Origin of the sequence: Robertmurraya beringensis (genome assembly GCF_042433785.1) — a bacterium.
Taxonomy (GTDB): domain Bacteria; phylum Bacillota; class Bacilli; order Bacillales; family Cytobacillaceae; genus Robertmurraya_A; species Robertmurraya_A beringensis.
The window spans coordinates 1-14,343 of the sequence record NZ_JBHLUU010000101.1; the positions used below are offsets into that span (position 1 = coordinate 1).

The following is a 14,343-nucleotide window of genomic DNA, read 5'->3' on the forward strand; positions in this document are numbered from 1 at the left end:
AGTTGATTTGTAAATCATTAGGGAAGCATGTGAACTGCTTCCCTTTCATTTTTGGACAGTGAATCCGTCAGTTTTAGGACAATCAACACCGTCAAGTTCTGGACATTGGAGAACGTCATTAACACTATTACTTTAAACACTAAAGCATTATTACTTCTTGAAGGACAAGGAGATGTAGTCTTTATAAGACACCTATGTGAAAAGCTTAAAGAAGGTGGAGTCATACCATGCACTTTAAAAGAAGCAGGATTTGCATTAGTACCAACAGGAGGCTGTGGTAACTTAAAAGCATGGTCAACCTTAAAATTAGCTGAACAATTTGAAATTCCTTGGTGTGTTCTATTGGACTCTGATTTAGGAACTCCAGAAGCAATTAAGAATACTGAGACAAAAGAGGAATTAGAACGACAAGGTATAAAGATATACTTAACACGTAAACGAGAGCCAGAGAATTACCTACACAATGATTGCTTCTCAAGCTATGGGCTAAGTATCAACTTCTCTGACACAGAGGATGCAAAAGTAACAATAAACCAACACACTCGAATAAGTAAAACAAAAGCATTAGAGCATTTTTGGCCAATGATGACATTTGAAAACATTAGACAATCTGAAAGATATCTTACGGAAAGTGGAGAAGAGAAATTTGAATTTACGGAAATGATTCTAGACTTCCTAACACTAGTTAATGAAAGATCAGTTGTTACATCACATTAATTTCTTTCTGTAAGCATTTAAGGCAGTTTAAGAAAACATAAGATTACAATCTTTACTAGTAGATAATTGAAAACTATTCGAGCAATACAAAGCTAGAGTTTTATAAATCGAGTACCTTTATAAAGATAAAGCAGATGAAAAGCCCATCTGCTTTATCTTTTATGGATTAGCCCTTTTATCAAGTACTGTTAAACAGTTTTGTTTCTATATTTGTTGTAAAAAAATGGTCTCAACATAGAAATAATACAACCTAAATGAATCTGTGTATTTGGTACTTCACAATTTTAATTATTATAATATGTTCAGTTTTATTTCCTCAATATTTTCTCCATGTATTACATAGACATATGTCTTGTCGATAATATTATTCAAGTCCTCTAGGTGGGATTCGCTAATCAAAAAGTCTGGCTTATCAGTTAAGATGATAAACCGTTCTTCACCATTGAAACGTTCACTATAAAAATCAACTAATCCTAAGTTATCGAACATTGTTATTAGCTTACGACCATTTGCTTTCTCATGAGCCGCGACTAAATTGTAGTAATCAGATGCTATAACACGATAGGATGATCCATTAGGAATTAATTCAAACTGAGCTATTTTTTTAGGCGGCTGCAGAATAATTGTTCGCTGCTTATTTAAAGTATCTATACGCTTTTTCTTCTGTTCTTCAATATCTATTAGCTGCGCGTTCATTTGATTGATGAGTGCTGAATTTCTATTGTCTAGATTATCAGATTGATATTGTAAAAGACGATCATATACCTCATTATATTGTTGCTGAAATGTCTCCACCAAGTACTCATGCATTCGATTTAACTGGCTGGTTCGCTTTTTCTCAAGTAAGTTCTTTTCTTCAATTGCTAATTGTAAAATATGTTTTTGCAAAATGTGTTGTTCTACGAATGGTAATTCCGTTACAGAATCCGAGAAATTCTCAAGCGCCAACCAATATAAGTTTAATTCAATAACAGAACCATCCTCACGTTTTGCGATAAATAGCAATTGATTCTTCAATTCTTTTCCAGTTCCATCTTTATAGACTAAACGATATAAATCAACTTCTAAATGCTCTGGGACATTATACGTAAATAAATAACGTTTGAATGCAAATTGATCGTTTGTTTTATGAAGAATTTTTTTTGCTAAAGAATATAAAGGATAGGATTTTGTTACATATTGAACGTCTTCATTACATTCTTCAACAAATCCTGTATAACGATACGAATCAGTTAAACTAGTTTCTTTGGCAAATTGATCACGAAGAAGTTTTGGAAATCGGTCAATTCGTTTAACCCGATTTTCTTGACTACTGAATACTTTTACATTTGATTCTGCAAATGCATAATCCATAAGCTCTACATACATTCGATTTGGCACTCGGTTAATTTTGATATCGAACTGTGAGCTTTTCATTGCATTTATATCTACAATATCCGTATCAAATTGCATTTTGTTCATTGTTTGTAATAGCTCTTTATGTTCTTCACTTAGGCCTTTATCCATTTTTGAGATTACTTCATCTAATTTTTCACGGGTTAAAATGGCTTCTTTCATTAAATCCGCAAGATTGATATCTCCCTCAAGTAAATCTCCCATAAAGTTATAGACTAAATCATTCCCTAAGTCCTCTTTCATTGTTTCTAACTTAGCAAGTAATCGAGTCATAACGTAACCTTCACGTGTATTGGCTGCTACAAGATTAAATACGAATACTTCATTTTTTTGTCCAATACGATGAATACGCCCCATTCGCTGCTCTAAACGATTAGGGTTCCATGGGATATCATAGTTAATCATCTGATTACAAAACTGTAGGTTTATAGATTCTCCACCCGCATCTGTTGCTAGCATAATTTGAGCATTATGACGGAATAACTCGACTTGCTTTCTTCGTTCGTCCATCGAATAACTACCGATAATCTTTGCTATATGCTCAACCCTTGTCGAAAGTTTTTCCTCCAAGTATTTAAGTGTATCAACAGATTCAGTAAAAATTAAGATCTTCTCTCCTGTATAAATAAGCCCGTCTACCCCAAATAGCGTTTCCTCTAGTTCCAAGTATTTCCTCTCGATTCCATACTTTTTAAGGGAAGTTGTTTTCGAAAGCAACTTTTTCAACTCTTTAATTTCTTCTTGTAACGCATCTAAATCAATCGAATCAAAAGCAAGTTCTAATTTTCTCTCCAAAGTGTCCTGCGATTCTGTTACTTCTTCCTCAAGATTATTTTCATACAGTTTTTCGAGTTTTTGTGTAAACTTTTTTCTTTCATTTTCAGTTGTCTCTAGAATCGCTAACAATTTCTTATAACGACGAACAAGTGACTTATGGATAGCTTCGATTGAAGAACTCAATCGGCGTTGGAGTAGCATCATAGCGAAAGCAGTACTATTATTACCAGCATTAATTGCACGGTTAAAATGTGTCTGAACATAAGCTGTCACAGCTTCATATAAATCTAGTTCAGGTTCTGTTAATTCATATTGAATCGATTTTGTTGTTCTTTTAGGAAAGATCGGTGTTCCATCAAAATTTACCATTGATTCTTTTAAGCGACGAATGATAAATGGATTACTTTTATCTCGTAAAGTTTCACTTGCAGAAACATGATGGAATAAATCTGGTTCAATTAGTTTCATTAGTAAACGGAAATTCTCAGCATCCCCTTTGTGTGGTGTTGCTGTTAGCAGTAAGCAGTGATTTGTTCTTGCTAATAATTTCTCCCCAAGATGATATAGCTTTGTTTTAGAAGTTTTCTTTTTGATTTTCCCATAAGAATAAGCTGCCATCTTATGAGCTTCATCAACAATGACCAAATCAAACTGTGCCTCTAGAATTAACGCCTTAATATCATCACGAGTAGTCCAATGGATCGAAGCTAGACAACAATCATTTTCGATAAACGGATTTAAACTACCATATTCATTCAATATGGCACGATTAATAATTTTAAATGTTTCTTGAAATTTCTCAGACATCTCTTCCTGCCATTGGCGTAATACTAATGGCGGAACTAAAATTAATATTCGCTGGATACTTTCACGTGCTTTTAATTCTTTAATCAACATCCCCGACATAATGGTTTTACCTGCACCGGGATCGTCTGCTAATAAGTAACGGATGTTGGACGTTTGTAACATCCTGCTATATACAGCTTCGATTTGATGAGGTAGTGGTATGACTTGTTGATTTCCTAATGCACGTGTTTTTGAATACTTATCTTCTATTTCAAGAGCTAGGTGTAGAAGGCGTTGCTGTACATCTTGGCCAGTGAATGTTAAGTGAGTTGCTGTAGATGTACTTAATATTGTCACTTGATTTAAATCAGTTGTAGTCAGTAACTGTTCATAATAATTATTCGATTGCCGCCCAATACCTTCAAGTAAAACATACTCTTCTTCAAATGTTTCAATTTTTTTTACTTCAATGGCTTCTGGGAAAAATGGTCCACTAATAATATCTCCAATGTTCATGTCAATTTCCTCCAAAAAAATCCCTTACTCAAAGGGAGTAAGGGATTTTAGGATTTCGTTCAATAATTGTATCTCGAATATTTTTTATAATTGAATAACGTTCTTTGTCTAAATCCCCTATACGTATATGGTAATCGAATGGATAGAAGATTGCACTATTATTTACAATATCTGTAGATACTGTATTTGCTTCATAGTGCATCATTAATACTTCAATCATTAAAGCTTTAAGTAAAGGATTTTGTATTACAATTTCTATTTTTTTCGCTTGATATACTCCGGGCTTTGGCATTGTTAGAAGTAGCCAATCTTTTGCAGAAGAAAAAACTGCACCAACAGCAACTTCTACACGACGACGATCTCCATATCGATTTTTCATCTCGTTAACAATAGATCTACTCTGTATTTCATTTGACATTTTTAGCAGTTTTCCAATGTAAAACATTTGTTCTCTGAAGAATGGATAGGCAATGCACGTTAGGCAATAATTCGTTATTAGTTTTTCTTTTGACGATAAATATGGATATTCATTAAGTAATGCATCACGGATATCCATAATAATAGGGTTTACTAGATTCCATGTTTTCATTAGCATAGTAATGGCATTCTTACGTGATTTATCACCTTTAATAGAATTCATCAGCTCAACATTTAGTAAACTGTACATCTCTTTTGAAGGATATTGCCGTAATAAATTTGCTGTTAAATCAAGATGAGCCAGCTGAATTTTTTGATCAAACCCTACTGCTTTCATACTCGCCCCTACTTTCTAACGCTTAACTTTTACAAATGGTACAATCACTTCCTCAAAATGAATGCCACCATGAGTAACAATTTTATCACCTTTTGGTACAAAAGCATAATTGTCCTTAGCTAATAATATATTATAGTCTTTTGGCAATCCTGAATGGTTCCATGAAATTGTTGAATCTGAATACGTAAGATGTGTTTGGTTTCGAATAATTTCAGATTGATAGATACGAGTACGTTCGCCTTTTGAATTCACTAGTACTCCTTCATGAATACGTCCTGTTCCGAGGCATTCTACATTACCATGATCAGAAGTAATATATACATCATATTCTTGGTCCACTAAATCAGCTAAAAAATGATTTATATAGTTTGTAGATAGCCAAGTCGAAAGTTCAGATATCATTGTTTGATTACCTTGTACAGCACCATGCATAAATTGATCAATAACATCTATAACAGCCCCATATATACGAATAGAAGGGAATTGCATATAAGAAAGTGAGAGCTGATTATACTCTTCTAATCCAAGGGAATTTTCATAAGCAACATTTTGCCTAGTAAAACCCGCTTGCTCCCAGAATTGAAGCCAGTAAGTTTTTTCTTTTCTAGTTGAATAGATGGTGTCGGCAAATTGTCTAGGCTCTAAACCAGAAAAAATAGCTTGTCTTGAAACCGATGTTACGCTAGGTATCCAAGAAAATACAGCATCTTCTTCAAATAACCATCCATCACTAGCTAAATGCTGTTTAATCATATTCCATTGAGTAAAGTTCATTCCGTCCATCACAATTAAAGCCATTTTGTTATCTATTTTCCTTGCTAAAAAATGAGGAATTTGATGGACCATCTTTGGCTTTGGAACAACAGGTAATGTACGAAGATTTTCATATTCTTCTATCATCCATTTTTCAAAGTGTTCATTTAGAGTTTGTATTTGCGTATTCCATGTAGAAGGTAAATTCCCATTCTTTAAATAGTTGTACTGAATCTCCCCAATTTGACTAGCTAAATTACCCCACTCGAGCCGTGAAAAGTTTGTAAAGTCTTGATTGAATATAATATTTACATCAATAGAAGGTTTACTCTCCATTACTAAACCTGCCATCATCCAATTTTCAAATTTCACCATATTAGATATTGGAATAGGCGTAATATAATTTGGGAGTGTTTGACGTACTATTGGGTCATTAAAATAAGAAAAATCATAATTGGTATTCGACTCAACAATTTGCTCATGAGAACGTTTTGAAAAGTCATGAATATATCTTTGCCACTGTTTATTTAGTAAATGGGTTAAAAGCTCCCTTGATTGGAAAACAGTAAGTATTTCTGTTGAAAACAATGGATGTGCTTTTTTTATGTTTTGTTCTAGTCGTTGAAAAAATAGCGAAGGAAGGGCTTCGCTATTTTTTGAATAATAATGAACAGCTGCTTTTAAAATGTCACTTTCACTACTAAAAATGCTGGTGTCTAGCTGGTATACCTTTGTCAATATAAAATCGATTGATTCATAATAGTTTAATTGTTTCAATTGATTACTTGAAGCATCAAATAATAACGAAAGTACTTCATCTGGGCAGTATTGAACAACAGTAGGATCAAGAGAAGGGAAGATTGATTCCCACGATATTGCAATTCGAATTGCATTACACAATATATCGTAAGGCAACTGATTGAATTGGTTTGTTGCAATCGTTACAATCCAAGTTGGACGGCTCTTACGTTCGTCGTGTCGGAAAGATGTCTCGTATTGATAACGAAAAACAATTGAGTCTCGATAAGTATGGATAGTTATTCCCTTCTGAGCAAATACCTGTAGCACTACATCCCGCTTGAATAAGCCATACTCATCTGAAACCATATACAAGTTACCTTTACTTGAAAAAAAAGTTACTAATTTTTCAGCCCAATTCAATCAAATCACCTTCTTTTTCTTACATATCTAATCGTACCTGTGCATTGTCATAGTACATTAATAGTTTGTCATCTTCTTGAATGACTTGCTCAGGCAATCGGTCACCTACTGTGACAATCTTCTCGTAATTTTTTTCACTCCAAGCCTTTTTAAATCCTGCACGAATTGCTTCAGTACGGAATTGCTTTAATTTCTTCTTACTGTTTCCAAGCTCTTCTATATAATGATCAAATTCACGTAACAATGTTTTTTCACGCAATTTCTCAAGGTCAGCTTGTTTATTTGGATCTGGTACATACCAACGATTCATTGCTTTTGCTTTTAGCCTACTATCCGTATTTTCTAATCCACGCATATCATGAAAATTCCGGCGCAAATAACTAGCAATTTGATCTGGTACTGTCTCTTCTCCTTCATATCGCAAGAAGTTTTGAGCAAGCAAATCATCTAACTCAGGCAACTGCTCATGCTTGGCAATATTCTGAATCTCCTTCATAAACTGAGGATGTAAATCCTGACGAGTTTGTGGTTTCTTCATCAGCTGTTGACGAATCCATTCAATAGAGCTATTTTCGTCAGAAACGAATAAACTCATTTGAGTAAATTCTTTAACAAGTGTACGTTTCTTATCATATTCAGCTACTTGTGACTCTAAAAACGCCATACCGTCACGCATAGGGAAACGCTGAGTAACACCGACTTGGAACTCAGCGGAGGAAATTGGAACAGGTAGTCCATTTTGAACGTGATAAGCTACCATACGGTCAAATAGAATACGTGGTGTACGTTCTGCAATAACTTGTGCTTCACCTTTTGTAGCATTAAATATAACTAGGTTTTCTAAATATTGACTCACAAAAGTCCATACACCTTCGTTAGAAACTGTGTTTCTAACAATTTCTTTAAAATTATCCATCTTAGGTTTGAATGCAGATATTACAAGATCTTGTTTCACAGCAGTTGTAGACATAATTGCATTAAAACTACCCTGTTTTTTATTCAATGCTGCAACATTAGCAATAATAAAACCAGCTCTTTGTAAAGCTTCTTGAATAGAATTCCAAACACTTGCTTTTGAATTACTAAATTCAACAGTAATCCATCTACCGGGTTTTAAGACGTGATAATATACCTTAAAACATTCTTCCATTAAACCTTGATATGATACAAGATTTTTACCTTGTACTTTATTCATTATCGCTTCAGACTGATTATTTGTAAGTACCTTTTTCCATGATTCCCATAATAAATTCAATTCTGAATACATTAAATTTGCACCAAATGGCGGATCAGTAAAGATATAATCCACTGAATTCTCTCTAATTTTCAAACTACTTAATGATTGTGTTGAAATTATAGAGTGTTGCTTCAATTGATATTCTTTAAGCAATTTGTATAATCGATTCACTTTATTCACTAAAATATAATCAATAGTTGGATCTACACTTAATGATGCGACATATAAAGTACCGCTTAAATATTGGTTCACTTGTGAGAAATGTGTAGGTACATATCTAGCTATTTTGGACAGTCCCATAACAGCTTGTTCAAAAGTATACAGTAGATAATGTTTATAATTTTCATTTGTATTTTGGACAAGCTCAAACATTTTCCCAAGTATTAACAATGCACGTTTAGAATAAAAATGATGTATATGAGTAATTCCATATTTTAATGGTTCAGAAGTTTTTTCTCCTTTAGGCACTTTATAAGTTGGCACCCAAGAAGAAATAGGCATTTCTTCAATCTTTCTCATTACTTCTAAATCATGTGAATCTAGTGACTTATTATATACCTTTTTTTTATAAGTATAGTTAATCATAACAGGTACTTTTTTTATTTGTTCAAAATTCTTATCCAGTAATTCATCATATTGATATTCATATATTCTATCCAATTTCTTCTTATTTAGATTAAATTGACATGATGGACAATTAAATTCATCGTTTACTTTTAAAGTTTCTTGATTAAAACCTTCATTATAAAATACAATTTCATTATTACAGTTTGGACATGAAAATACATCACTCCAAACTGTGTAGTTAATTTTACCTATTTGTTTCTCACTGTTTTCGTGATAGGTTTCGAACATCCATCCAAATTCATCGTTAATTTTTTTTAATATATCAGTAGACACTTTTAAGAATATTTCAGGATCAATATTATTGTTATAACCATTCGAGATAAACGAAGCAGCAGTAGATAAATCGTTTAAAATAACTTTCCTTTCTCCTAGTAACTTTTTTTCTGATTCCTTTATTTCTAAATTAACTACTTCATTTCTATTATTGCAAAGTGCTGCAGCTACCCCAGTCATACCAGTACCAGAAAATCCGTCTAAAATTATGTCTCCCGGATTTGTATAATGCAATAAATAACGCATTATTGCCTTATGCGGTACTTTTGTATGATATGAATGAGCCAAGTAAATTTGGCTGGTTTTCCCTTCACTAACATCTGCAGCAAATGGCTCACGATGATATTCTTCTAGGTTAGGTCCATACTTAGTTACTTTTTCCTTCTCCCATTCCTCAATAAAGTCATTAATCCACGGGTTCGGACATGCCGTATAATATGGAGGGTCTGATAGAGCAATAATGTCTTCATCCTCACCAATAGGAAAACCTTCAATTTTTTTTAACTCAGGTAATTTTTTCCGTAGTTCATCACGAAAATATTCTCTACGCGCTTCTTCACTTTCAAAGGTCATACCAAGGCAGACAACTGGTGTGTTGTCTGCTTTAGTTACCTCAAAAGAGAGCTGTTCATTATTTGTCATGCCTATCTCTCCTTGTTATTTTTTCAACATTACACGTACACGATTTGATGGAGACGTACCAACTGCACTTGCCAGCATGTCCTCAAAACGTTTACGTAATTCTTCTACCGTTAATGGATGTCCATTTGCCATCATTTGTTCTATATCTGATAAATTCAACTCCACTTTATCGATACCCTTTAATAAATCGTTAATTGCTTGGATCAATCGAACATCAATTGGCAAGTTAAATTCTTGATTATCGATAAATTCTTGAATCAATCGTTGTTGCTCTGTGCTTAACAATGAAATGTTTTCTTTTACAGAAGCATCATTTAAGTTAGTCATTAATGTTTCCGTCCAATTTTCATAAATAACTGGTAGTTCTTCTTCAAGTTTCTGTAAAACAACTTTTTCATTTGCTGTAATATCTGTCGGTCTGAATTTACACTCACCACAAATTTGTGTGTGTTGTAATTTGTCTTCAGAAACGTGATAGCATGTCTTGAGTTCAGTCAAGGCCTTTTCCCATTTAACAATTTGCTCTTTCGGTAAAATGGAGATACGGCTCGCTAGTTCTTTTAATGATTTTAAGCGATCATCATTTAGGAGTGCCGTTTTACGTAGGTTTTCTTTTGCATTCAAACGTGATTGATCGTGTGCCTCTATATAAAGTTGGATATACTCTTGTTTTAAGTTGTTTAATTTTACAAGTTCTTTTGAAATATCCTTTTGTTCCTTTAAACCATATTGGATTTCATCGAGTGTATCTTCTACATTTCTAGACCAATCTGAATGAGTCCCCATATTAGGTTGCGCGACACGCAGGTAGTTTACAAGTTGAGAAATATTTTTTAGTTGATTATCTAGTTTGAGCAAATTTTCTATTGTTTTGAGCGCTTCTTGTTGTACTTCAATGGTTGCTAGGTCGTATTTTAAATTACGCATTTTAGCAGGTGTATTATATCGTTTTAATCCTTCACAAAACTCTTTGAAATCCTCAAGGAGTTTTGTTTGCTCTTGTATTTCTGCATTATTTAATAATTGACCATCCCATGTAGGAATTCCCTTTTTAACAAGTTGTAAAAGAGATAATGTCTCTGCAATTTTATTATTTGCTTTTTCTGTAATACTTCCAATAGCACGACTTAACATATCTTCTTCATAATTTGGAATTACCACTTCAAATAAATCTGCCAGCGCATTGATTTCCGTTATTGGCAAACCAGTAGGCTTCTTAATATGGCTAAATTGAGTTAATTCCTTTATTGGTCGTTGAACGTATTCGTGTAAGTTTAATGCATTATAAGTCTTACCTCCGATAGTCACTTCTATTGCGCCAGCACTTATCATAGCGCCCAATAACACAACGAATAACTCTGGCTCTAAAGAATATTGCTTCGTAAATTGTAAATCTGGTGTACCTTTAATACGTTTTGTTTCAATTAAATCGCTATGATTTATTACTTGTCCATGACCCTTTGCTTCTAATAAATCGATTATCCATTTAGCATAACCTGAATTATTTATAGTCAATCTATTTGATTTATCTAACAATACAAATCCATCTAAAATGTCTGCACCCATTTTTGATTCCGCACCGTTGATATATTGGAGTGCTTTTTGGACATAGGTTTCCATATTATCTTTTGTTAAAATCCCTTGAATTTTTCTAAAAGAAGGATAATCCTCATATTTTTGCTCGAACCAATCCGTTAAATAAAATTCAGCAGCTGTATCAACAATTTGCTTTACCGTAGGATTATTTAAAATATACATGCGCAAATCAGCAACAGTAGATTTCTTTCCCTTGTAGGTGATTTCAAATGTACTATCAAAGTTATCGATTAACCATTTAAATAATTTCTTCTGATATTCTTCTACCTTCGCTGTGTAAAGTTTCTTCGTTGCTGGAGAAGCATCAGTTGCTAAGTCTTGAGCCGCTGCATAAAGTTTTAGATACTTATCAAAATCTTCATTACTACGATTATATTCAAAGAATATTTCATCAGGTTTATGCTCATTTTTAAATGTTACTTTATCATAAGGTCGTAACATATAAATATAGAAATCACGTTCAGGCTGCGCAGTTCCACGTTCATTTGGTGCGCCAAAGAATAAATAACCCGGACGCATAACGTGATGTACTTCCCAAGCAAGATCATATCTCCAGACTTTAACATAAGATACATGGGTATTATCATCTAGTTCCATTGCTTTTTGTAATAAACTGAAGTAGTAATGATCCAGTTTATCGTCTTCAATCGTTTCAGCCTGTGCTTGAATCAAACTATCCACATCAATATCTTTCTTTAAATCTAAATAGTATTGACCATTCGACTCATTTGTAGAGATATATTGATAACTTACGGTTTCATGAATTGTCTTCATGGCTGCTTCAATGCTTGTTTTTAAGAAATCTGACGCATCATCTTCTTCTAGTAAAAAATCCATACTAATAGTCGGATGTAAAAATAAATCGTCCCGTAGCTCTGTTGCAGTTAAACCTACCTTGTCATGTATATCTTCTGTTGAAAGGCGATACACAGCTAATGCATTAATCATTCGTAGAGCCATCGGTTGGTACAATTTCTTTTTAGCCGGAAACGCATTCTCAATACGATCTTTTAATATTTTGTGTTTATCAATAACTGCTCGGATATTTGCATCTGAACGGTTCGTAGCATTTTCTTGGATGTATGTCCAATAGCTATCGTAAGAAATTAAGCCGGGTGAACCTTCTGGTAATGGCGCATGAATGATTTTTTTAATTTCACTACTGATAGTTTGAAGTGCTACTCGTTTTTCAGCTATATTTACTCTTTCAAATGCTGTCAAATATGCTGGGTGGATAGGAAATAGATTGACATAGGTTTCTAAATCCTCGTTTAGTCGTGTATAAAGTGTAGTAAAACCTTTTAAATGCTCACGGATTAAAGATTTTTGTTCATCAGTTTTCTTCAACAGTCGTTGCGAAACTACATACGCAATATCATCGCGAACAATACTTACCTGAACAAAACGCTCACTAATACGTTTTAGGGAATCGGAAACATAATTAAAGCGCGCGTTACCAAAAAGCATCTCTTGAATCCCTGCAATAAAACGAAAACGAGTTTTCCCGCAGATTTCTCCTACTTCACGTAAGAATCCTAAATCTAAAGCAAGCTCCTGCTCACGGCGGCCACGTAAATAGTCTAGTAATTCATCAATAACTAAAAGTAATCCTTGATCGGGATACTTTTCATTGAATAGTCCCATCATTTCTTCAAGTGCTTCTTTGTTATTAGTGATTTGATCCACTGGAGGAAAACTGAAATCAACACCCCATTTGGCCAAATTATCTTCTAAAGCATGGACTAAGATATCTCGCAATGGTGTTTTAACAGCACCAAATTCAATTCGGATGACCTTAAATTTACCTTCTATCTCCTTTGCCTTTTCAGCGACAGAAGAATTAGTAATAAATTGACTCACATTTACACGTTCAGCAATTGTTGAAATTACACTCATTAAATGAGATTTACCTGTTCCGTAGTTACCAACAATGAATAACCCTTTATTCTCTATAGGATGGCTAAACTGTAACTGCTCAAAAATTAAATCATTCAATTGCTCTGCCATACGTTCGGAAATTACATAAGTTTTTAATAGATTATTTGCATATTCTTCTACATTGGCTTCTGTTAATTTAATAATGGATTCAATTGGCTCAAATTGTAGCAAATCTTGATATAGCATAAAATTTGTCTCCTTTACTTAATAATGATGGCATCTTGCACAATGAATTTTTTATACTCAGGATGACCCGGTTCAGCATGGATTAGTGCATCCCCGATAATTTTCCCTCGCCAAGATATAATCAACGTTTTATATCTGCTATTATTTTTTATTAGTATCATAGGATCAATTGCTAACGAATTATCAAAAAGTAATTCGTAATAATCTAAACAGATTACATTATCAGGATACTTATCTATCAGTTGCTGGAATACCACAGTAATTTGAAAAGACCTGCGATTAACTGGAATATCTTGGAGCATTTGAGATATTTCAATGTTAACATTTATATAGGGTAATGAGTTTTTTTCGGCAAATTTTTTTACAGATTTACCGTCACTATAATCGTATACAAAAATTTGTTTGTAATATCGGTTGGAGACATCTGAGATAGCGTTGTTAATCTGTTCAATAAATTGAATGCTCATAATAACTCCTTTTATATAGTGGTATGATAATATCCACTTTCCAACTTTCCAATTTAGCTTGTCTTTTATTAATTATACCTAGCTGCTTTTTAATAAAATACTACGTATTTAACTCAGCATCAATAATCAACATTATCTGCTACTTTTTTACTAAACAGGAAGTAGCACATAACTATATCCCGCCATTAATTATGTTTATTTCCATGATAATTTCCATATCCATTATACTATTTTTCCGTTCTTAATACGAAAAAGCTTTTTGGTAATTCCCCGATTAATACATTAAATCTTAATATCTAAAAAAATTTATGCAAAAGGACTTAAAATGGTTCAAAACCGAAGCTAAGATGTTCTTCGTAAGTGGCCATTTACATTATTACTAACCAGAAAGGAGGACTCCCACAGTGGAGGACAAGAAAAAGAAGCCAAATACGGATTGGATGAAATCATGCTTAGAGCATTGCGAAACACTTGGAATCTCTAAATCTATCATAAAGATGTTCATCCACTTTCAGGAA

General features: G+C 33.4%; 7 protein-coding genes. 1 reads left to right on the forward strand and 6 read right to left on the reverse strand.

What is annotated here, in order from left to right; translation table 11 throughout:
* Positions 1-105: 105 nt before the first annotated feature.
* A complete protein-coding gene (locus tag ACFFHF_RS14130) occupies positions 106-717 on the forward strand; it encodes a TOPRIM nucleotidyl transferase/hydrolase domain-containing protein (protein ID WP_377058447.1) in 612 nt (203 codons plus the stop codon).
* A gap of 291 nt (positions 718-1,008) precedes the next feature.
* Here ACFFHF_RS14130 and ACFFHF_RS14135 read toward each other — a convergent pair whose 3' ends face one another.
* Genes ACFFHF_RS14135 through brxF form a run of 6 tightly spaced genes read right to left on the reverse strand, consistent with a single transcriptional unit; the run spans position 1,009 to position 13,825 of the window.
* A complete protein-coding gene (locus ACFFHF_RS14135; protein ID WP_377058448.1) occupies positions 1,009-4,191 on the reverse strand; it encodes a helicase-related protein in 3,183 nt (1,060 codons plus the stop codon).
* 28 nt (positions 4,192-4,219) lie between these two features.
* Positions 4,220-4,945, reverse strand: a complete 726-nt coding sequence (locus ACFFHF_RS14140; protein ID WP_377058449.1) for a hypothetical protein — start codon at positions 4,943-4,945, stop codon at positions 4,220-4,222.
* A gap of 15 nt (positions 4,946-4,960) precedes the next feature.
* Positions 4,961-6,859, reverse strand: coding sequence for a BREX-3 system phosphatase PglZ (gene pglZ, locus ACFFHF_RS14145; protein WP_377058450.1), 1,899 nt, complete (start codon positions 6,857-6,859; stop codon positions 4,961-4,963).
* A gap of 19 nt (positions 6,860-6,878) precedes the next feature.
* Positions 6,879-9,638, reverse strand: a complete 2,760-nt coding sequence (locus ACFFHF_RS14150; RefSeq protein WP_377058451.1) for a DNA methyltransferase — start codon at positions 9,636-9,638, stop codon at positions 6,879-6,881.
* A 15-nt stretch (positions 9,639-9,653) separates the two neighbouring features.
* A complete protein-coding gene (locus tag ACFFHF_RS14155; protein WP_377058452.1) occupies positions 9,654-13,358 on the reverse strand; it encodes a DUF6079 family protein in 3,705 nt (1,234 codons plus the stop codon).
* 14 nt (positions 13,359-13,372) lie between these two features.
* Positions 13,373-13,825 (reverse strand): BREX-3 system P-loop-containing protein BrxF, encoded by a 453-nt coding sequence (brxF, locus tag ACFFHF_RS14160; protein ID WP_377058453.1) that lies wholly within the window; start codon positions 13,823-13,825, stop codon positions 13,373-13,375.
* Between the last annotated feature and the right edge of the window lie 518 nt (positions 13,826-14,343).